The 22,115-nt window shown below is 32.2% G+C and carries 23 protein-coding genes; all 23 read right to left on the bottom strand.

Annotated features, from left to right (window positions below; genetic code table 11):
- Window positions 1–36 precede the first annotated feature (36 nt).
- Entirely contained in the window at window positions 37–921 is an 885-nt protein-coding gene (locus ACHRV3_RS10245) for a hypothetical protein (protein WP_395434555.1), read from the bottom strand.
- Complete coding sequence (locus tag ACHRV3_RS10240) at window positions 921–2,354, bottom strand: MBOAT family O-acyltransferase (protein ID WP_395434554.1); 1,434 nt, start codon at window positions 2,352–2,354, stop codon at window positions 921–923. The genes ACHRV3_RS10245 and ACHRV3_RS10240 overlap by 1 nt, the downstream gene beginning before the upstream one ends.
- A 53-nt stretch (window positions 2,355–2,407) precedes the next feature.
- Window positions 2,408–3,049: a CatB-related O-acetyltransferase gene (locus ACHRV3_RS10235; protein WP_395434553.1), complete on the bottom strand. Its 642-nt coding sequence runs from the start codon at window positions 3,047–3,049 to the stop codon at window positions 2,408–2,410.
- A gap of 163 nt (window positions 3,050–3,212) precedes the next feature.
- Window positions 3,213–4,334, bottom strand: a complete 1,122-nt coding sequence (neuC, locus tag ACHRV3_RS10230) for a UDP-N-acetylglucosamine 2-epimerase (protein WP_230003266.1) — start codon at window positions 4,332–4,334, stop codon at window positions 3,213–3,215.
- The gene (locus tag ACHRV3_RS10225) at window positions 4,334–5,125 is read right to left on the bottom strand and encodes a glycosyltransferase family 2 protein (protein ID WP_395434552.1); all 792 of its coding nucleotides are present in this window, start codon (window positions 5,123–5,125) and stop codon (window positions 4,334–4,336) included. The genes neuC and ACHRV3_RS10225 overlap by 1 nt, the downstream gene beginning before the upstream one ends.
- Before the next feature lie 8 nt (window positions 5,126–5,133).
- Window positions 5,134–6,177, bottom strand: coding sequence for an N-acetylneuraminate synthase (gene neuB, locus ACHRV3_RS10220; protein WP_395434551.1), 1,044 nt, complete (start codon window positions 6,175–6,177; stop codon window positions 5,134–5,136).
- A 14-nt stretch (window positions 6,178–6,191) separates the two neighbouring features.
- Window positions 6,192–6,863, bottom strand: coding sequence for a cytidylyltransferase domain-containing protein (locus ACHRV3_RS10215; protein ID WP_395434550.1), 672 nt, complete (start codon window positions 6,861–6,863; stop codon window positions 6,192–6,194).
- 16 nt (window positions 6,864–6,879) lie between these two features.
- A complete protein-coding gene (locus ACHRV3_RS10210) occupies window positions 6,880–7,944 on the bottom strand; it encodes an acyltransferase family protein (protein WP_395434549.1) in 1,065 nt (354 codons plus the stop codon).
- 107 nt (window positions 7,945–8,051) lie between these two features.
- Window positions 8,052–9,122 (bottom strand): acyltransferase family protein, encoded by a 1,071-nt coding sequence (locus tag ACHRV3_RS10205; RefSeq protein WP_395434548.1) that lies wholly within the window; start codon window positions 9,120–9,122, stop codon window positions 8,052–8,054.
- On the bottom strand, window positions 9,119–10,237 hold the full coding sequence (locus tag ACHRV3_RS10200) for a glycosyltransferase family 4 protein (protein ID WP_395434547.1): 1,119 nt from the start codon (window positions 10,235–10,237) through the stop codon (window positions 9,119–9,121). Before ACHRV3_RS10200 ends, ACHRV3_RS10205 begins: the two co-directional genes overlap by 4 nt.
- Window positions 10,230–11,264 (bottom strand): glycosyltransferase family A protein, encoded by a 1,035-nt coding sequence (locus ACHRV3_RS10195; protein WP_395434546.1) that lies wholly within the window; start codon window positions 11,262–11,264, stop codon window positions 10,230–10,232. The genes ACHRV3_RS10200 and ACHRV3_RS10195 overlap by 8 nt, the downstream gene beginning before the upstream one ends.
- The gene (locus tag ACHRV3_RS10190; protein WP_395434544.1) at window positions 11,265–12,407 is read right to left on the bottom strand and encodes a glycosyltransferase; all 1,143 of its coding nucleotides are present in this window, start codon (window positions 12,405–12,407) and stop codon (window positions 11,265–11,267) included. It lies immediately after the preceding gene.
- The gene (locus ACHRV3_RS10185) at window positions 12,404–13,303 is read right to left on the bottom strand and encodes an alpha-1,2-fucosyltransferase (protein WP_395434542.1); all 900 of its coding nucleotides are present in this window, start codon (window positions 13,301–13,303) and stop codon (window positions 12,404–12,406) included. Before ACHRV3_RS10185 ends, ACHRV3_RS10190 begins: the two co-directional genes overlap by 4 nt.
- 13 nt (window positions 13,304–13,316) lie before the next feature.
- Window positions 13,317–14,264, bottom strand: coding sequence for a glycosyltransferase family A protein (locus ACHRV3_RS10180; RefSeq protein ID WP_230003286.1), 948 nt, complete (start codon window positions 14,262–14,264; stop codon window positions 13,317–13,319).
- Window positions 14,261–14,452 (bottom strand): hypothetical protein, encoded by a 192-nt coding sequence (locus tag ACHRV3_RS10175; protein ID WP_395434541.1) that lies wholly within the window; start codon window positions 14,450–14,452, stop codon window positions 14,261–14,263. The genes ACHRV3_RS10180 and ACHRV3_RS10175 overlap by 4 nt, the downstream gene beginning before the upstream one ends.
- A 10-nt stretch (window positions 14,453–14,462) precedes the next feature.
- A complete protein-coding gene (locus tag ACHRV3_RS10170; protein ID WP_395434539.1) occupies window positions 14,463–15,320 on the bottom strand; it encodes a glycosyltransferase in 858 nt (285 codons plus the stop codon).
- Between the two features lie 16 nt (window positions 15,321–15,336).
- Window positions 15,337–16,191, bottom strand: a complete 855-nt coding sequence (locus ACHRV3_RS10165) for a glycosyltransferase family A protein (protein WP_230003291.1) — start codon at window positions 16,189–16,191, stop codon at window positions 15,337–15,339.
- Window positions 16,192–17,115: a glycosyltransferase family 2 protein gene (locus ACHRV3_RS10160; RefSeq protein ID WP_395434538.1), complete on the bottom strand. Its 924-nt coding sequence runs from the start codon at window positions 17,113–17,115 to the stop codon at window positions 16,192–16,194.
- Window positions 17,112–17,951, bottom strand: a complete 840-nt coding sequence (locus tag ACHRV3_RS10155; protein ID WP_395434536.1) for a glycosyltransferase — start codon at window positions 17,949–17,951, stop codon at window positions 17,112–17,114. The genes ACHRV3_RS10160 and ACHRV3_RS10155 overlap by 4 nt, the downstream gene beginning before the upstream one ends.
- On the bottom strand, window positions 17,951–18,943 hold the full coding sequence (locus ACHRV3_RS10150) for a glycosyltransferase family 2 protein (RefSeq protein WP_395434535.1): 993 nt from the start codon (window positions 18,941–18,943) through the stop codon (window positions 17,951–17,953). The genes ACHRV3_RS10155 and ACHRV3_RS10150 overlap by 1 nt, the downstream gene beginning before the upstream one ends.
- Window positions 18,940–19,839 carry a glycosyltransferase family 2 protein gene (locus tag ACHRV3_RS10145; protein WP_395434533.1) on the bottom strand — a complete coding sequence of 300 codons (900 nt, stop codon included), beginning with the start codon at window positions 19,837–19,839 and terminating at the stop codon, window positions 18,940–18,942. Before ACHRV3_RS10145 ends, ACHRV3_RS10150 begins: the two co-directional genes overlap by 4 nt.
- Before the next feature lie 32 nt (window positions 19,840–19,871).
- Window positions 19,872–21,137, bottom strand: coding sequence for an ABC transporter ATP-binding protein (locus ACHRV3_RS10140; RefSeq protein ID WP_047774230.1), 1,266 nt, complete (start codon window positions 21,135–21,137; stop codon window positions 19,872–19,874).
- A 36-nt stretch (window positions 21,138–21,173) separates the two neighbouring features.
- Entirely contained in the window at window positions 21,174–22,040 is an 867-nt protein-coding gene (locus tag ACHRV3_RS10135; RefSeq protein ID WP_047774231.1) for an ABC transporter permease, read from the bottom strand.
- Window positions 22,041–22,115 lie beyond the last annotated feature (75 nt).

Here is a 22,115-nt window from a genome sequence, read left to right as displayed (position 1 = left end):
TCAATCATTAACTTATAATTCTTAAAACTGGTCTGGTTACTTTTTACCAAAAAAATCATTTATAATTCTCGCCGTAAAAATCTTTGCTCCGGAATCGTTCATGTGTCCACAGGATGAGAAATACTTGTCTTCGACTACTACATTTTCATAATTATGAATTTCAGGATAGGCCTTTTTTACTTTGTCGAAATAGTTCATTCCTTTAACATTCTCGCACATTGGTGTCATTACCACTATAAAATTAATGCCATTGGCTTTGCAGATATCCTTAATCTCTTGGTAGTATTTATTATGAGGCAGTGGATTCAGATTAACAATATTGTTTTTCATATTCCCGTTTTTTGTTTTGAACAAAGGGTAATATCCTAAATTATCCAACATAGATGTTTTTTTATGAATTGCGGTAAAAAAAGCCTCTCTAAATCCAATTTTGCCATCGTACTTTATATAGCGATAAAAAGGCAGGTAATACAACTCATTGAAATCTTTTTCGTTTTCAAAATGTTTTTTTATCGTTTCAGAATTGTGAATGTAGGGTAAAAACAGGGCCGAAATCCCCTCGGACTTCTCCTCGCCGGAAAGATTTAAATCGGCTTCTAAGATTACATTCTTAATCACATATTTTCTTTCGATCATTAACTTTAACATCAATGAAGCTTCGAAAAGATGCCCCCCGCTCATTCCGTAATTAAATGTCTTCAATCCTTTATCCTCAAACATTTGTGGGACAAAATGGTTATTGGCACGAGAAGAGCCTAGGATTACGACGTCGTATTTTTTCGCTTCAGAATTTACTACCGTTTCGACCTTACCACGGTTTTTTGATTGCATAAAAACAACGGTATACAATCCGTCTAGTATAACTGCCACAAGAGCTGTTACGAATATAATTTTGACTGTATAAATTAAAAATTTCTTCATTAAAACTGAAAATATATAAATTCTTTATAATCTGAATAGGTTCCGAAAGCTAGTATAGCCACGATGGCCAATGCCAATTTAAGCATGCTTCTTTTTCCTGAAAGCGGTTCAATTTTGTTTCTGTTATTCCATTCAACCAAAACAAACAAACCAATCATTACTAACAATTCGTAGCTGTAACGTTCGTTATCTAAATATTGAAAGCTGAAATCTCTGTTTGTAACTATCCTTTTTAAATAAGAAACAGCATCTGTAATAGATCTGGCTCTAAAAAAAACCCAGGCAACACACGTCAGCAAAAACGTATAAAGAATACTCAGTAGTACTTTTACGGAATCGAAATTAAATTTCAGCTCAATTGCATCCATATTATTGCGGTTGCTGTTTGACAAAAGTAAAGGCAGGAAATACACGGCGTTTATAAATCCCCAGACCACATAAGTCCAATTGGCGCCGTGCCAAAATCCACTGACCACAAAAATGATGAATGTATTTCTGATTTTCATCCCAAGGCCACCTTTGCTTCCTCCCAATGGGATGTATAAGTAATCGCGAAACCAAGACGATAACGAAATATGCCAGCGACGCCAGAACTCGGCAATATCTCTGGAAAAATAAGGATAATTAAAATTTCGTAACAAGTCTAAACCAAACAATTTCGAAACCCCCAATGCAATATCGGAATAGCCTGAAAAATCTCCATAAATTTGAAATGCAAAATATACGGCTCCCAAAATAAGAGAGAACGAATTCATTCCTGTATAATTATCAAAAATAGCATTGGCATAGGTTGCACAGGTATCTGCAATAACTACTTTTTTTACCAGACCCCAAATGATTTGATAAACGCCTTCTTTTGCCAGTTGAAAATTAAACTCTCTTTTTACTTTTACCTGTGGCAATAAGTGTGTGGCTCGCTCTATTGGTCCTGCCACTAAAAGAGGAAAATAGCTTACAAAAAGAGAATAATCTACAAAATTGTATTCTGCTTTTATTCGTTTGTAATAAATATCAATAACATAAGATAGTCCGTGAAAAGTGTAAAATGAAATTCCTACCGGAAGTATAACCTCTAATAGAATCGGACTTGCCTTAACTCCTGCTGAACTTAATAATTCTGCGAAAGAAGCTGCAAAAAAGTTGTAATATTTAAAAATTCCCAGAAATCCTAAATTTACTAAAATACTAAGCCAAAACCAGAATTTTCGGCTTTTTTCAGACTTCCCTTTTTCGATCTGAATACCGGTATAATAATCCAAAAATGTAGAGAAAACCAGTAAAAACAAGAATCTCCAGTCCCAACAGGAATAGAAGTAATAACTCGCTACGATCAATAAGGCATTTTGGGTGCTTTTGGTTTTATTGAAAACAAACCAATATAGAAAAAAGACGATTGGTAAAAAAATAGCAAACGCTAAGGAGTTAAAAAACATAAATTGAATTAATTATTAAAATGCAAATGCTATTTATTTATGGCTACAATGAATTACTTAAACCACTTGGTAGTGAAATCATGAATCGAAATATAAAAATCTCCTACGTTCTCTTCTACTTTATCGGGGCTCCAATTCCACCATTGTATTTTTTTCATTTTGTCGATGGTATCGAGATCATATTTCATTTTTACAATTGCTCCGGGAATTCCTCCAACAATTGCGTAATCCGGAACATCTTTTGTAACCACTGTACCTGCCAAGATTGTAACTCCGTCTCCAATTTTTACATTGGGCAAAATTATGGCATTCATTCCAATCCACACATCATTGCCGACTATGGTTTTACTTTCCTCTGTTCTAATATTTCTTTTAAAATCAGACTGGGTACTGTTACCGATCGGTAACTCTTTATTGACAAGGTGATTGAAGTGCGGATAACTTGTGACCTCACTCATCGTATGATGTCCTGAATCTAATATGAAGTTTACATCATTGGCTATAGAACAGTATTTTCCAATTTCTAATGCCGAATTTTGGTGCCATTGCCAGACAAATGCTCCATTATGATAGGTTTTATAGCCAATAGAAACATTTTTAGCCTTATGCAAATAGGTTTTATTTTGACCTTTTAAAAAGTCAAAATATCCCTTTCCCAGAATTGTCCACGCTATTTTTCGAAAAAACTGTTTCATTTTACTTTTCCTTAGCTTGATAGTTCATTTAATTGAAAGGCACTCGTATTCCAAAACGAAACAACACTGTTATTTTCAAAACCAAATTCACAAAAAAGGGCAGACGCAAAATTTCGAAAGCCAATCCCCGCGTATCCTAAACTAAAAACCTTATTGTTTCTCATTAAAAATCTTTAAACTGCTTTTGGTGATTCAGCTGCCAAATATCGTTTTTCTTTAGTGAATCCAAAAACAATTTGCTGCTATTTCCTTGTCCAAAATCAGTAGTAGAAGCCTGAACTTCGTGAGAATCTATAACCGAAAGTGCTTCCTTTATACTTTCGGAAGCATAATCTGTATTGATAATATCGGCATGAACAGCCCTATTCTGCTGACGGGTTCCGATATTAATGATTGGAATTCCATAATAAGGAGCTTCTCGAATTCCGGCGCTGCTGTTGCCTATAATAAACTGGCTGTTTTTTAGCAAGGTTAGAAAGTATTCAAAACGAAGAGATGGGAAAATTCTGAATCTTGTATTTTGTTTTAACTTTTCATAGGAATCTAAAATAAATTGACTCCCTAAATCATTATTTGGAAAAATGACAATATAATTATGATCATCCGCCAGTAAACAATCGACAAAAGTAGCTGCATATTCTTTCATGGATTGAAATTCCGTCGTTACGGGGTGAAACATCACAATGGCGAATTCCTGAAACGGAATTTCATAATATTTCTTGGTGATCTCTAAATCGGGTAGTGTATCAGAGAACATAATATCAATATCGGGCGAACCTATAGCAAAAACAGATTCTTTTATTTCTCCCATTTGAATTAATCTTCTCTTAGCCTCTTTATTCGACACAAAATGAATGTGACTTAATTTACTAACACTATGACGGATTAATTCATCAACGGTTCCTGAGACTTCTCCACCTTCAATATGAGCGACCAAAATATTATTTAAAGACCCAACGATAGCTCCTGCAAGTGTCTCCACGCGATCACCATGCACCACAATCATATCGGGGTTGATCTTTTTACAGTAATTGGATAAACCTTCGATTGTTTTGGCCAAAGTTAAATCCATTGTGGTTTCGTGCGTGTGATTTTCGAAAGTAAATACATTCTTAAAATTACAGCGCTCAATTTCGATTAAGGTATACCCATAAATTTCCTGCAGATGCATTCCGGTCACAAAGACATAAACTTCAAATTCCGGTTGTGCTTCCAGAATTGAAATCAGCGACTTTATTTTACCAAAATCGGCTCGGGTTCCGGTTAGGAAAAGGATTTTTTTCATTAATTCGAAGCTTTCTTTTTGGACTGTTTTTGAATTTCAATTTTGGCTTTCAAAAGCAAGAATTCGTGATTCATTGATTCAAAATATTTTTTGGTATTGGCAAATAGTATATTCTTTAAAAACGAACCCCAAATAACGGTTGTACTGAGAAACTCTTTTTGTCGTAATACATTCGAGGCAATGGTTTCGTTTTTATATCTCGCAATATTTCCTTTTACCGTCCTTTTTATGAAATAAAAATAAGTTTCGTTCAAATCTATTATTTGAAAGTCGTTCTTAACTACCCGGTCGGACCATTCTTTATCTTCAATCGCAACGAGCTCTTCATTAAACTTAAACTGCGCCCACACTTCTTTATTTATTAAAGCACAGGCGGCCATTAAACCACTATCAAGAGGTTCTAGTACTTTAAAATTATTTATTACTGCTCGCTTATAATTCTCTATACTATTAATATATCTTATTCCTGCTATATTTTCATTGGCAGTTAAAGCAGCTAATGTATTTTTAAAGAAACTCGTGCCAACCGGAATCGCATGGGCACTTAACAATAAAACATATTTGGTTGCCGCAGCTTCGATCCCCACATTTATTGCTCTGCCGTAGGTAAAGTCTTTTAGATTTACCACCCTGCAATTGTATTTTAAGGCTATCTCTACGCTATTGTCTGTCGAATAATTATCTACAATTATAATTTCTTTATAGTCTCCGGAATATACATTTGTAATAATAGACAAAATATTCTCAAGAGCTTTTGCCTCATTTTTATTTCTAATAACAATAGATATCATAGCTTTTTTTAGTGTTGAAAATCAGAAAAATCTAACTGCTCATCGTTTTCTATATCTCTTGTTGCCACTTTTCCAATTAGATCATTAAAATGTTCTGCCAGAATTTTTCCTGTACCGGGACGTTTTACCCAGATATTCTCTTTTGATAATTTTTCTCCTTTTTTAATTGGTGCAATCGCGCAAACTGTTGCAAAAGCAAAATCTATAGTTACCTGCTCCTCTAGTACCGGTTTTTTTGTTCCCCCGCGCATTAAAGCAATTTCGGCACTCGAAACAATTAATTCACCACAAGCTTTTTCATCCATACTGCAAACAATATCCGGACCTGTGCGTTGCATATGATCTGTAAAATGGCGTTCTAAAATACTGGCTCCAAGAGCAACAGCTCCCAAACAGGCATTATTATTTAAGGTATGATCACTCAATCCGAAAACTTTATCAGGAAATGCCTCATGCAATTCGGTCATGGCTCCATAACGAACCAAATGAATTGGTGTTGGATATAGGTTAGTCGTATGCAACAAAGCAACGGGAATCGCATGTTTATCAAAAATAGCCACCGCTTTTTGAATACTTTCAATCGTATTCATACCTGTGCTCAAAATAACCGGTTTCCCAAAAGAAGCAATATGTTCCAGTAGGGGATAATTGTTACATTCTCCTGAACCAATTTTATAAGCCGGTATGTCAAATTTCTTTAATCTTTCTGCTGCTGCCCGTGAAAAAGGTGTTGAAATAAAGATCATGCCTTTACTTTCAACGTAATTTTTAAGTTCCAGTTCCTCTTCTTCATTTAAGGAACAACGCTCCATGATTTCATAAATAGAAACATCTGCATTACCGGGAATTACTTTTTTGGCAGCACCACTCATTTCATCTGCAACAATATGCGTCTGGTGTTTTACAACCTCAACTCCTGCTCTATATGCTGCATCAACCATTTCTTTGGCAACCTCAAGAGATCCTTCGTGATTAATTCCGATTTCGGCAATAACTAAAGGTGGAAAATCCGTTCCGATTTTTCTACCGGCAATTTCTATGTATGGATTCATAAAATGAATTGTTTTTATTGTTGTAATCGTTTTTGAAACAGATATTCCGCATAATCCAAATCTTCCGGAGTATCAATATCAACTTGTGCAAAAATATGATTTACTTCGAACGGAAATGCATTTTCTGAAATAATAATATCATTCAAAATTAAAGATGCTTTTGTGATGTATAACAATCCATTTTCGAAGAAAAGAGGCTCTAAATCCTGACTCCGTTGTCCAATAGTATAATTAAACGGAGTAAACTTTTTATTAGTGATTTTTCCAAATTTCTGATGATTTCTGGTCACTGTAAATAGACTGTCAACGTTTTCTTTTTGATAGGCTTCGAAAGTTTCTGCTAACAAATTCTCCGGTCGTAACGGATTAGTGGCTTGCAGTAAAATTACGTTTTCAACGTCATTACTTTCAATAGATTCTAAAACATGTTTTAATGCTGAAACAGTGGGCTCTAAATCACCTGAAATTGCGGCAGGTCGATCAATTACCTTTGCTCCAAACTGTAGGGCTATTTTTTTTATTTCGGCATTATCAGTCGAAACATAAATTTCATCAATTATGCTACCGTTTTGCTGGGCATATAAAATAGAATGTACTACTAATGGCAATGTTCCAAAAATCTGAATGTTTTTATCCGGAATTCTCTTTGAACCTCCCCGAGCGGGAATAATAGCTATAGTTTTCATAATTTTTCTGTTTTTATCAAACTGCATTTTCAGAAAGTTCCAGCCTTTTTTTCTTTGATTTCAATTGGTTTAAAATTGGTTTCTCAAGATAAATATAAGTTATGGAAGAAACCAAAATCAGCATACCGAATCTAATCAGGAGCGCAATTGTCAAATCCTCAATATGAAAGTATTTTTTGATCCTGTAGTTACTAATAAAAAAACAAACCGGGTATTGAAGAATATAAATTCCAAAACTGATCTCTCCTAAAAACACAAATACTTTCTTCTCAAAAAACCTCGTGATTAACCCCGTGTTGAGGGAAACTAAAATTATTATCGGTATTAAAAGCAATGCTGAGGCACTATTTAGGTTTAATTGAAATGGAAATTTTAAGGCTAAAATCATCAAACCAAAGAATACGATAATTAGCAAATCATAATTCCTTCTTTTATCCTGCAGGAATTTTATAAAAAGTAATCCCGCGAGATTCCCAACCAAAAACTGATGAAGGTGTAATAATGGATTGTAACGTAAAAACTCACCAATGTACACGGAATCACTTTTTCCAAAAGACGCATACAGTACATTAGTTACGATCTGAATAATAATCCAAAATAAAGCAACATAAATGGCCAGTCGTTTAATCGTTATTTTTTGATACACTTTATTAAACACAAAAGGAAAAACAGCATAGAATAAGGCTTCTACTGACAAAGACCAAGCTGGAAAATTAAACGAAAGAGCCTTTCCGGGAATCCAGGCCTGAATCATGAAAACATTAAAAAAAAAACCTGAAAAATCAAACATTCGATCTATCAACTGTACAAAAATCACCAAAATTATGGCGAAAAAATATAACGGGTAGATTCGTGCAAACCTGTTTCTATAATACTCAACAAAGGACACCAAAGGGCTGTTCCCATAGGCAATAATCATTACAAAACCGGACAGAATAAAAAAATAGCTTACCCCAATGCCATTTTGAAAAATAAATGACAAGTGCTCGTTCTCGATAAAAACACTTCCTCCACCGTAATGGAAGATAAAAATCGAAGTCGCAGCCAGAAATCTGGTAAAGGTTAATTGGTCTATTCTCATATTATACTTACTGGTACTTTCATTAAATTTTATCTATTACTTAATTTTATCTCTTTTAAAATCTCTTCCAAGATCAAAAAAACACTCTAACCTCAAGGACAGAGCTGTCAAGAGGTATTTTTTATCTGAAGGGCAGCCTTATTTCGAATTCTTATTTTGCTTTGAATTGGTTTCTCCAAATAAATATAAGCTACTGAAGAAAAGACTATCAAGATAAAAAGCCTTAGAAAAAAGACAATTGTTGGATCACTAATATGCAGGTATTTGTTAACACTATAAGCACTTATTAAAGCATAAATCGGATGTTGTAAAATATAAATTCCAAAACTAATTTCTCCCAAGAATACAAAGACTCTATTTCTGAACAGCTTTGTTATGATTCCATTGTTTAACGAAATAAAAAACAGCATCGGAATGAAAAGTACTGCTAATAATCCATTATGAAAATTTAAGCCTAGTGGAAATTTTAATGCCAAAATTAATAAAGCGACCAATATCAGAAGGATGAAATCATAGTTGCCTTTTTTCTCTTTTAAATTTCTAATAAAAAAAAGTCCGGCGAGGTTCCCGACAAGAAATTCATTCAGATGCAGTAACGGATTGTATTTCAAAACATCCTTGATAATGCCTAATTGATTTTCTTCGTACCTGAAAAAATACAGCTGAAAGATGATCTGGCTCAAAACCCAAAACAAAACAATAACGACCGTAATTCTTTCCAAGGTCATTTTTTTGAGGAATCTATTGAATACAAAAGGAAAGATGGCATAAAAAAGTAATTCAACAGACAGCGACCATCCTGGCGGATTAACAGATAAAACTTTGTCTGGAATCCAGGCCTGAATCATAAAAACATTTAAGAACAAACCCCAGTAGTCTATGTTTTTTTCTCTGAATTGCAGTAAAAGTATAATCAGTATAGCCAAAAAATAGAGTGGGTAAATCCTGGCCAGCCTGTTTTTTAAATAATCTCCCGCTGAAATAAAAGCTTTATTTCCATAGGCCAGTATCATTACAAAACCTGATAAAATAAAAAAATAACTAACACATACGTCAGCATTGCGAAATATAAAAGCAATATTCTCATTGTAGAAAGGGAAGCTTTTTCCACCGTAATGAAAAACAACAACTGAAACTGCAGCCAGAAATCTGGTAAAGGTTAACTGCTCTATTCTCATAATGCTATTTGACTGTTTGCCAGTCTGCATTTTGCCTGATCAATAATCTGGTTCATTTTTATATTCCAATTCTCCATAGCATACAATTCATTTGAAAATTCAGGAAGCTCAATATTTCCCTCTAAAAATGCATTTATTGCCGTTTCCCATTCTGAAATAAAATGAGGATTTTCGATTAGCTTTCCAAGTTTCCCGTAGTGCAGCACTTCCGGAACACCCCCAAAAGCAGATGCAATGCAATAATTCCCACAATGCAAAGCTTCTATCAGGCTAAGCCCAAAACCTTCCTGACATAAAGTAGGGAAAAGATAACAATCAGAAGCCTGATAATATTTTGGAAGTTCTTCGTTTGGAATTTTCCCCAGAAAAACCACTCCCTCCATTTTTTGTCTTGGATCGCAACCAATCACAACTAATTGTATTTTCTTTTCAACGGAATAGATTTTTCTCCAAACCTCTAAAATTAAGTCCAGTCCTTTTTTTGGTCGGTCTTGCGAACACCAAACGAAGGTTTTTTTATTGCCAAAGCCTAATTCTTCTTTTAATTTTATTTTTTCGGTTTCAGAAACTTTCTTAAACTTCTTTGTATCAATTCCGTTATTTAAAATTGAAAAATGGCTTGAAAGTATAATATTGTTTTTTTGATGCGCTTTATAACTGTCCATCGTTAACAAGATCATTTCATCAATAATTTCGTAAAAATCCTGTCCAGAACCTGATTTTGTATAGGGTGAAAAACCGTGGTAAAAAAACTGGATGTAACATTGTTTCTCAATTCCTTTTGAAACAAGATGTTTTCTAAGTGACTTAACCATTCCATAATTATCAACAACCTGGATGATATATTTTTGCTTGGGGACAATTATTTTATCAAGAGCCACAAAATATTCCAGATTTTTACGCTTCAGAAATTTACGTTGCAATTTGTGCCAGAACGTAAGTTTTGCAAAATGGTATTGTATTCCATCAAACAATTTTTGCGGTTTCGGACATATGATATAATCGATTTTATGATTATTCTCGAGGTAATTTTTATACAGAGTCGTCCAACTCCCAATCTTACTATAAGGAAGAGAGGTTTGAGAAATCAGAATTACTTGCGCCGGATTATTCATATTTCCGGGTATATTGGAGTACTTCTTCTCGGGAAAGTCCTTTTAGCTTTAGACAATATTGCCATATCCTTTTTTGTGTAATGATCCTTGAGAATACTTTATATTTTAATAAAAATGCAATTTCCGATGATTTTATTTTTCTTAAAACAGGAGGTTCAACAGGAAAAAAATCATTCGGTTTTATTTGTTCTAAGGTTTCCAGCATCCATTTCTCTTCTACATTTCCTAAATGGTAAGCAAAATTATCCTCGGTTGAAAGTCGCCACATTCCATTCTTCACTACCGGAAGATCAAGAAATTTTTCTTCACTATCTCCTCCAAGCATAAAGGCGGAGTGTTTAATCTCCATTTTTTCAAAAACTTCTTTTCTATATGTTGCTAAAAAGTGACCTGCTCCGGGAACAGCTTTAAAATTACCATTTGCAACCGTCAGATATTTTTCGAGATGCAAACTACTATACATATTAGGTTTTCCGACACTTGCCGCAAAAGCCTTTAATGCCTCGGGATTCTTAACTTTTCTAAAACGAAGTGATTTTGAAAACAGCAGTTCAAACCATATATTAAAGGTATAACTTTTTAAAGACCTCGAAGATGGAGTTGGACAAACTGTCCCCGTTTTTGGAAACCTCTCAAAAACAGCGTAAGTTTCTTTTTGCCAGCCTTTTAACAACAAAACATCGCAATCAGCAACAGTAATAAACGTAAAATCATGTCCTGAAATACCTTTCACAATAGCATTTAGCTTTCCGATATTTGTAGAGTGAATTACTTCTTGTATTTTTCCGTCTTTTTGAAGCTCGTTTAAGTATTCAACCACATCATCATGGCTCCCATTATTTACAACCGTAATGTACGTTTTCTGATGAATAGTCTTGAATACTGATTCCAGACAATATTGCAAAATTTTAAAACTTTCCTTAAAATATCCTTCCTGATCGGGAATATAAACAGGAATTACAATCTGATGAAAAAAATCATTTGATTCCTGTGGTTTATCTTTATTCGGATTAAAGCCTATTCGCATTTAGAAATTTATTTCAATATTTTGGTATAAAGCTATTACTTTTCGCTGATTAAGGGTATAATCTAATTTTTCCAGAGCAATTTTTTCATTTAATTTATTCGCATTAACCAACATTTCTTTATTCTCAATTGCTTGAATAATTAACGCTGCAATAACTTCAACATTTTCAGGATCCTGAATTAAAAAACCATTAATACCATGTTCAATAATTTCGGCCGAAACGTTACCTGGATTAGATTGAATCGGAAAGGCTCCCATAACTATTCCTTCAAGCATTGTATTTGCCATACCGTCTGAAATGTTGTTTCCAATATACAAAAGCGCTTTTCCCATCAATTCCATTACCTGATTTTGCGATAATTCATCTCTGTCAAATACCGTAAAGGGAAGATTATTCTGTTTTACGTAGGTTATGACCTGAGGATGTGCTCCAAAAATAATTACCTCATATTGACTCAAATTGGGTAATTTTTTCTGCAATGCTTTCACTACATTAAGGGCTCTTCCAAATTTATGTTGGTACCCTTTCACAAGAATTATTCTCCTTTCTTCGAAAGGGATTTTTAACTTATCCAACGCTTCTAATTTGTAACCTGTTCCGCCCGGAATTACACCCAAGTGTTTCCCTTTAAACCCTAATTCTTTGGCAATCTGATAATCTCTAAGACAATCTGTATGTATAAAATCTATTCTTGAAAGCGCACTTCTTATTTTTGCATTATGTTTCTTATCCTTTTGAAAATAAAACAAATCATTGCCCCAACACGAATAAATCCATTTGCTATTTGGAAACTTATTCATCGTTTTGACTATTGGATAAGAACAGGACTGCATCTCAAAACTGTGAATTATATCTGGACTTATCTCTCTGATAATTTTTTCGAGGGCTTCATTTTCCGTAACCTCAAGAAAAGGGCGAATACACGAATAAAATCCGGGCATTTTTTTAGAAAGAAAAAATTCCCCCTTTATGTGCGGAATTTTTCTTTTTGAAGTTTCTAGCAATTGTCGGACATTTTCTAAAGTCTCCAACTTTCCTCTTCCAAGAATGTCATACCAATACAATTCAAAAGAAGTATCTTTTAGATTTTCAATCCAGCGAATAACATGGATGGATGGCATTGATATAAAAAGGATTCTCATTTAAAAATTTTCTTTTTTATTCTGTCTACTATGCTACAAACTTTGTCCATCTTTAATTTAATAAAATCTTGTAATTGAAAATAAATTTCCTGAATAAAAAATTTGTAATTTTTACCCCCTAAACAATGTTTTTTGTAATCAAATAAAATCCATCTTTCAGGAAAATAATCTTTGTCATTATTTTGCTTCCCCAGTTGCCCTCTAAAATTGTGAACAGGTCTGATGATTTTACTGTTTTCTTTTTCTCCCAACCAGCCTAGCCACCAAGAAAAAGTAGAGTTACTTATTATAAAATCCTCTCCTTGCACACCTAAAGCTAATTGTTCTATCCCTGACAAATTTTCTAAAAAAAAAGCATTCTTTAAAAACTTAAAATGATACTTACAATATTCTATGTTATCACTCATGAAAATCAAATCTCGCTCCTGCCAATCGGGGAAATTTTTTTTTAAAGCCAAAAAATAGTACCAATATGGCAACTGATAATAATCCGGGTGATTTACAAAATCACCTCTTCTTACAGATATAAAAATAGGTTTGTTCTTAAACAGATAATTATACTTATCTAATAATCCTTCCAAAAAATCATCCTTAAATTTAAATATCTCTCTGGTCTTTTCAATATCAAAATATTTCTCTGATTGTAAAGCTCCATTTATATCATAATCATGAGTACCAATTTCCCAATTATGAAATTCATAGCTCTTTTCAACAACTTGAATCAACTTTTTATTTTTATCCTGTTTTGGTAATTTGTATTCAAAATATTTCGAATATTCCCATTCCGGAAATGAAAACTCTTTTTTGTGTTTTATAGCCAGCCCCACAGTTGCAGCAATTTGAAACAATTGGTTTCCTAAATTCCCTTTTCTACCCAAGCTATTAAATACCAACATAGTAACTTATCATTTATTTAAAAAAAACATATCCCTTATTAAAGAACTTATATACTAAAAACCCAAAACTAACTTTAATAAGCCCTGCCAAATCATACCAATTATAAAAATGAATTTTGAATATTCTCAAATATAAATAGAATGTATAATCCTGATTAGAGGATAATGCATTATAAATTGCTCTTTTATAATAAATATGAGTGTATTTTAATAAAGGCTTGTATGTTGTTATTTTATTTACTTTAATTAGTTTTAAATGCTTTTCTAAAGCATTTAAAACTGAAATTATTTCAGTTTTATTCCCTTTTACCACCTCATGCGACAAAGAATCCAAATGTATTCTGTAAAGAATTATCGGCTTTTCATTAAATTCAATAATTGGTTTTTCATATAACATTCTCATATTAAAATCCCAATCATCTACATTTGATATTTTTTCATCAAAAAGATAATCCTGCTTATTTAGAAAACTCCTCTTCCACAAAGGCCCCGATACATATAATGCTACTTTAGCTGTAAAATAATCATGAACTAAATTAACTGAAAAAACAGTACTTTTTTTAATTTCTTTTTTTAGATCAAAATCATAAAGTACCAAAGGAGAGAGTATAACTTTTGAATATTCATTTATCAGTTTTGATTCTGAAGATAAACCCTCTGTATACATAATATCATCACTGTCGAGCCACTTTATCCATTCTCCCTTACTTACTTCGAAACCAAAATTCCTGCAAGAATTAGCTCCTTTTACTTTACTCTTAGGCCTTTTATGAAAATAAAAACGACTGTCTTTTTTTACATATTCCTCAACAACAGCCTCTGTATTATCTGTTGAATCATCATCAACAACAATACATTCCCAATTTGAATAAGTCTGAGCCAAAATACTATCTAAAGTTTCATCTATTAAATGTCCTCGATTATAAGCTGGTATAATTATAGAAATTAGTGGCTGATTCATCTCTTATTCTTAACCGCATTACTCGTTCGCACATTACAGGATAAATACTGAATAAATAAAAGTGCTTTAACTACTAAATCTTTTATAAAATCATATCTAAATAAAAAACGAGTTGTTTCCTTCTTTTGTTTTTCATTTTTAATTATCGCACTCCATTTTGAAAGCAATTTATAAATAGCTCTTTTCATTGTTAATAATTTAATTTGCAAATAGCGAAGAAATACATTTTTTAAAAAACCTCAATGGTCTTAAAACCATATTTCCCAATCTATAATCGACAGAACTTAATCTTTTTAATTCATTTGATTTGTATCTTAATGTTCTTCTTTGTAGAAAATCAATAGTTTTATCAAAATCTCTTGTATAAAGTTCTTTGTGCTTGTTTAATACATAGTAGTAATTTTCTTCTTCGTATAAAAGATTAGTGATCTGAAGCATCGAATTTTCCTTTTTTCTGTAGTTAAAAAGAAATTCTTCAATAACGAATACCTCCCAATTTTGTTTGGTAACTGAAATCCAAAATTCCCAGTCTTCATAACCTTTTTTCATTTTTTCGTCAAAACCGCCAGCATCATACCAGCATTTTTTTCTAAATAAAGAACTGGCCATTGTGTTATTACGAAATAAGAAACTGTCTATATTCCCTCCTGTGGGACAGTTTTTACCTATTATTTTATCTCGTTTTATAAAATAGTTCGAGAAACAACCCACAACACCAATATCTGGTTTTAAATTTAAAATGGGGACTGCTTTTTCTAAAAAAGAATTTTCAAAAATATCATCGGCATCTAAGGTTACAATATAGTCACCGTTGGAGTTTATAATTCCTATATTTCTAGCCGCACTTAGTCCTTTGTTTTCTTGAGTAATTATTTTTACTTTTTTATGATTGAAACTCGATAAAATCCTTTTTGTTGCTTCATTTGATCCATCATCTACAATAATAATTTCGGTATTTTGGTAGGTTTGACTTAAAGCCGAATTGACGCTTTCTTCAATATAATCTTTATCATTATAACACGGAATGACGATTGAAACCAATTTTGAATATTCCACTTTATCTATTTTTTATTTAAACAAAAAAACCTTTAATAAAACGAAAAGGCTTTAAAAACATTCTCCCAATCTTATAATCCATCGATTTCCGAAGATTATGCGACCCTATTTCAATTCTTTCCATCTGAGAAAAAATATTATTTATCATTAACTCATGGTTTGCATTCCATAAGTCATTATGTTTGATATAAATATATTTCCATAACTCATATTTATGAAATTTATCTGCCTGAGAATTTCTCGATTCCTCTTTTTTCCTGTAATAAAAAAGATATTCTTCTATTATATTAATCTTCCAACCAGCCTTGGCAACTGAAATATTAAATTCCCAATCTTCATATCCTTTTCTCATTTTTTCATCATAACCACCTGCATCAATCCAACATTGCTTTCTAAAAAGAACACTTCCTGCTGATGCTCCGTTACCAAGAATTAATATTTTTAAATCTCCTCCTTCAGGCTTAAATTTTTCTAAAACACCTTTTTTGTCACTAAAAACATTTATCCAACAGCTAATCAAACCCAACTTATCATTTAGCATGAGACAATTTAAAGCCTTTGAAATAAAATCTTTCTCAAAATAATCATCTGCATCCAGCGTTAAAATAAAATCTCCTTTAGCTTGTTTTATTCCATTATTCCTCGCAGCACTCGGCCCTGCATTTTCTTGAGATAAAATGATGAGTTTTTCCTGTCTTATCCCTTTAAGAACTTCTTTTGTGGCAAAGTCTGAGCCATCATCTACAATAATAATCTCAACATTTTTATGCGTTTGATTATTAATCGAATTTATTGCTTGCTGAATATAATTCTGGTCATTATAACAAGGAATTATTACAGATACAAGATTATTTACATTTGATTGCATCATTTACACTAAATATTTTTTACCAGTTTCTCTATTTTGCAAAACACTATTTTTAATGCTTTTTTTATCTATCAATCTGCATTTGGTCTTATTTACTAAATATCCTTTAAAATCAAGTTTTAATAAACTCACAACTGCTTCTTTAAAAAAATATGTTTTTATTCTATCAATTTTTTTATACTCTTCTGAATTTACATCAGCGTACTTAACTCTTATTCTATTTAAAAATCTATTGTAATATTTTTCAGAACCTTTGGAAAAATTGACAGTATAATTGTTATCACTATCATGTTTTATAACCGTTGAAGGTGTAATTCCTATTTTTAAATTATGATAAAGCACTCTTTGACAAAAATTATCGTCTTCACCATACAAGAAAAACATAGGATCAAAACCTCCCACAACCTCAAATGTCTTTTTTGGTAAAAACCAGGCAGCAGCATTTATCATTTCTACTGAATAAATTTCCTTTAATGTATTATTTAAAATTGAATCAGAAATTAAATCTGAACATTGACGATTTATGTAATACAAAAAACTTACGTCTAACGAAACGCCTTTCCCATCTGAGTGTATCGGACTGATTATGCCAAAATCCGTATTATTATTTGCGACCTCCAAGAGTTTCTCGATAGTCTTTTTTTCTATAACGGTATCTTGATTTAATAAAAAAACAAAATCACTGTTTAATTCAAGTGCTAGTAAAATGCCTTTATTGTTCGCTCGTCCAAATCCTAAATTTTCTTTAGATTCGATGAGCTTAATTTTTTGAGAATAGTTATGCTTTAAAAACGCAGCTGTATTATCGGTACTACAATTATCTACAATTATTATTTCTGGTAACAATGCACTTTCCAAGATAGATTTTATACAATCTTCGATCCATTTCATACCGTTGAAAGTAACTATGACTACACTTATTTTCATGATTTTTTTAACTTAATATAGAAGTACTTTTCTAAAGAAAAAATTATTTTTATTGAAGAGCTAAACTGAAAAATTGAAAAAAGATAAATCAATCCTTCTTTTTTGCCTAAAATACGCAGACAATGATCTATATACGCCTTACCGGCAAAAAACTCCTGCTCGTAACTATATTTATACTTTTTTAATTTCTTCTGGTACTTTTTATGAAAAAGCATCATTGAAAAAAGCCATGTTTTATCTAATCTCCCAATAGAGAGATGTTCTATAAGAATTTTATTTGTTACTCCTATTTTTTTGTTTTTTCCAATTACTTCATACGATAAATTTAAATCATAACCATGAAATCCCCCCAAGCTTGTCTCAAATTCTATATTTAGACCTTTTTTTAAAGCCATAAATACACCATCAATAACATAAACTTCGCTTAGATCACCATCTTCAAATCCAAAATTTTCCTTTGTAACATTTCCCTTTTCATGTTGAATGATGTTTATTACTTTGTACTTATCTTCACAATCCCACCAACCTGTCGGAAATTGGGTTTTGACTTTTGCACCAGCAATTCCAATAAGAGCAAAATCAGGATAATTGTTAAATTCTGATTTTAAAAGCAGTCCCCAATTTTTAGTATGGAATAAGATATCATCATGAATAAAACACAATATATCTCCTCTACTTTTCTGAATACCCAGGTTATATGCCTGAAAAATCGAATATTTATTAGTAGAATTATCAATTAGTACAAGTTCAAAATTAGTTCCAACTGTATTTCGAATATTATCTTCAAATTTTGGATCGATTTTATCTTTACGCGAGCATATAATAATAGAAATCATCACTTATCATTGAGCTTTAAATACAAAAACAATCTTCTCTTAAACCTTCTAAAATATTTATTTTTAGTAATAAATGTACCTGGAATCATTATAAGGTATCCAAACCACTTCGAATATTCTTTACTTTCAAATAATAGTAGTGCTTTATTGTACTTGATCTCTCTAATAATTTTAGTATTCACCGCCGCAATATTCAGATAATTAAAAGGTTTCTTCGAGTATAAAAAATCATTCATATTAGAACGCATAACAAGATCTAAGTTCAACAATTTCATCTTATCATCCGCTTTGAGTGCTTTTGCAATTACACTTTTGTTGTGGTAGCGAAAATTATTTAATTTTTTTGGAGTAAATGCTACTTTATTGTTCAGTAATACTTTAAAATAAAAAATCCAATCGCCACAATATCGTAACTCTTTGTCTGTTGTAATATACTCGGCTTGAAAATTATTCTTAAATCTAAAAATAACAGCACTTGCGTTTGGGATGACATTTTTATAAATTAAAAATTTTTCTACAAATATATTACCATCCATTACAATTTTTTTGTCAAACGCTGAATCATCCAAATTTAAAGTATAATCTAACCAACTTCCTGTAATTTCGTCTAACTCATTCATTTTATTTGATTGAGAATAAGATAAAACAATACTTACATCTTCAATCAAAGGTTTAATTAACTCCTCTATAAAATTGGGTTCGCAATGATCATCTGATTCAGCAATCCAAATAAAATCTCCTTTTGCTAATTGTATACCCTTATGCCATTGTATGAATGTATTTCCTGAATTAATTTCATTAAAAATACAGTGACTTACCTTTGGATTTTTAGCGTAGTTTGAAAGAATTTGACGACTATTATCTGTACTACAATCATCTAATAAAATTACTTCAATATTATAATAACTCTGGTTGAATATACTTTCTAATCTTCTTTCCAGAAAAACAGCATGATTAAAATTGGGTACAATTACAGAAACAAGGGGATTCATCTTCTTGTAATTTTTCTTTTCAGCCTGCGAAAAAGTATATATATTAATTTTCTTGAAGAGTAATTATTTACTGCATTTTTTTCAATACATAAAACCGGAGCGTATCTGTTCATTACATCATGCAATGCCTGATAAATTTCTGTTTCATATTTGAAGCTATAATATTCATTAATTCTGTAATATAAATTTGCTCTGTAATGTATCATTCTCAAATCTTTATGCGTTACAGATACTCCTAAACCAAAAACCCTGTAAACACTCATAATTTCCTTAAAAAGAAAGAATTTCCCAAACTGAAACAGATAAGACGCAAGAGCGATGTCTCCACTTTGAACATTTAAAAAATCATATGGAAAAACATTCTCTTCCTCCAGAAAAACATTCCTAAAACAAATCGATGCTGTCGGAATATTCCAGTGATACAGTAAACCATATAAGTTATATTCGTAATCAATTACCTCAAGATCCTGATCAACAAATTTATTCTTTCCGTTTTCAAGTGTAAGAAATTGACAACGATGAAAACACATTACATAATCCGGGTTTGATTCTAAGAAACTAATTTGTTTTTTCAGTTTCAATGGATCAGTCCAATAGTCATCCCCTTCACAAACGGCAATAAATTCTCCTTTACTAGCTTCTAAAATAAAAAGAGAATTTGGCATCATTCCAATATTCGTCTCGTGTTTTATATATCTAATCCTATTTCCTCTAGCGTGATTTTTGATAATTGACCTTACGATTTCATCAGTGTTATCAGGAGATGCGTCATTGGAAATGATCAATTCAAAGTCAAAATCAACCTCCTGCATAAGGACACCATTGATTGCTTCTTCAATAAATGATTCATGCCCATAGGTAATCATGCATACACTGACTTTTAGATTTTTCGGCATTCGTTACGCTATTAAAAATTTAATCTGACTATTTACGCTATGCTCCATTCAAATTGTGGTTTTATATAACCGGGCTCCCTCCCCATATAAGTTCCTAATTCCCTTCCGGAATCTACAACCGTAAAAGAAATAATATCATTTTCAACAAAAATGGGTTGTTTTGAATCTTCGACTATAAAAAGCGACAGAAAATATTGCCCCGACTGGAAAAAAGACGCCGGAAAATTACATGTGATCCTATTTACTCCACCCTTTAAAGAAAATGATCCTGCATTAGAGAACGAGAACATTGCCTCGCCCATTTCGTTAAACAAGTGATAGGTTATATGATATCTCTGTGCATCATTTACTTTTATATCTATTTTTGTATTCAGAATAATTAATTCATTCTCCAGTAATACAGTATCAGAACTTCTTCCTAAATTATGTAAAGAAATTTCGTTTAATTTGAAAATCGGAAGGTCATACTCTTTTCCAAATGTTTTCAAATTCATTGCTTCAGCACCACCACCAAGATAATAACTTACTGCATTTTCTATTTCGCCTTCAAAAACAACTTTACCATTTTCTAAAATAATCCCTTTGGTACACAAACTCTTCACTGCTGCCATATTGTGACTCACAAACAAAACTGTACGCCCTTCTCCTTTAGAAATATCCTGCATTTTACCAATTGCCTTTTTCTGAAACTCGGCATCTCCAACAGCTAAAACCTCGTCAATTACCAAAATTTCGGGTTCTAAAAAAGCTGCAACTGCAAAAGCCAAACGAACCGTCATTCCGGAGCTGTATCTTTTTACGGGGGTGTCAATATAACGTTCACAACCTGAGAATTCAATAATTTCATCCAGTTTTGAAGCGATTTCTTTTTTGGTCATACCCAGAATGGCACCGTTCAAGAAAATATTCTCACGACCGGTCATTTCACCATGAAAACCTGTACCTACCTCAAGAAGTGAAGCAATACGACCGCGTGATTTTATACTGCCCGTTGTTGGCGCCGTTACCTTTGATAATATTTTTAACAGTGTAGATTTCCCAGCTCCGTTTTTACCGATAATTCCCAACACCTCTCCACGTTCAACTTCAAAATTAATATCCTGAAGGGCCCAAACATAGTCTGAAGTTCCTTTGGTAGAACGATCATTTGTATCTCCGATTTTCAGATAAGGATTTTCTTTTCCTAGCAATTGATGCCACCATCTGTTTAAATCATGGCTTATGGTTCCTGTACCAACCTGACCTAAACGATATTGTTTAGAAATATTTTCGGCTTTTAATATGATATCTTTTTCCAATGGTAAATTATAAGTTGACTCTTTTAAAATTTTAAACTAAACGGTATCAATAAAACTTTTTTCAGTCTTGTTAAAAACTAAAAGTCCAATAAAAAATACTACAATAGTAATCGTGACGGTATAACATAACCCTAAAATCGATATTTCACCAACATTTAAAAGCATGTATCTGGAAGTTTCTATAATATAAGCCAAAGGATTATACGTTACAATCCAACCGTAATCCGGCAGTTTTTGTTTAATCAAATCCATTGGATACATTACGGCAGACAAATACATTAGTAACTGTATTCCAAAACCAATTAAGTAGCTAAAATCACGGTATTTTGTTACCATTGAGGAAATCAACATTCCTAGTCCCAATCCTAAAATTCCCATGATGAGAATAAGAACAGGGAAAAACAATACAAGACTATTAAAACTTAAGTCTCTTCCTTGAATAGCATAATAACAATAGAAAGCAATAAAAATAAAAAATTGTATTCCGAACTTGATTAAATTAGAAATCACAACTGAAAGTGGTGTTATGATTCTGGGAAAATAGACTTTACCAAAGATTCCGGCATTTGCTTTAAAAGTATCTGATGTTCCGTTAAGGCAGGCTGTAAAATAGTTCCATACAGTTATTCCGGCCAAATTAAATAAAAACGGAGGAACAGTACCGGTATTAATTCCGGCAACATTATTAAATATTATAGTAAAAGTTATTGACGTAAACAGCGGTTGAATCAAGTACCAAAGCGGTCCTAAAACAGTTTGCTTGTAAACCGTAATAACATCGCGCTTTACAAAAAGAAACAGTAAATCCCGATATTGCCAAATCTCTTTAAGATTTAGTGAGAAGAATCTGTTTTTTGGTGTTATTTCAAACAGCCAGTCATTAGTAGTATTTGTATTGTTCATTTTTACTTATATCACAATAAAATTGCAATAGTATTATTTAAAATTGGGGCCTGCTTTTTTATCGGTATATTCAAT

The organism is Flavobacterium sp. FlaQc-49, assembly GCF_044005985.1.
GTDB classification, from domain to species: domain Bacteria; phylum Bacteroidota; class Bacteroidia; order Flavobacteriales; family Flavobacteriaceae; genus Flavobacterium; species Flavobacterium cupriresistens.
Note: the sequence above shows the minus strand (reverse complement) of the source record. Positions and strands in the feature narration are given on the sequence as shown.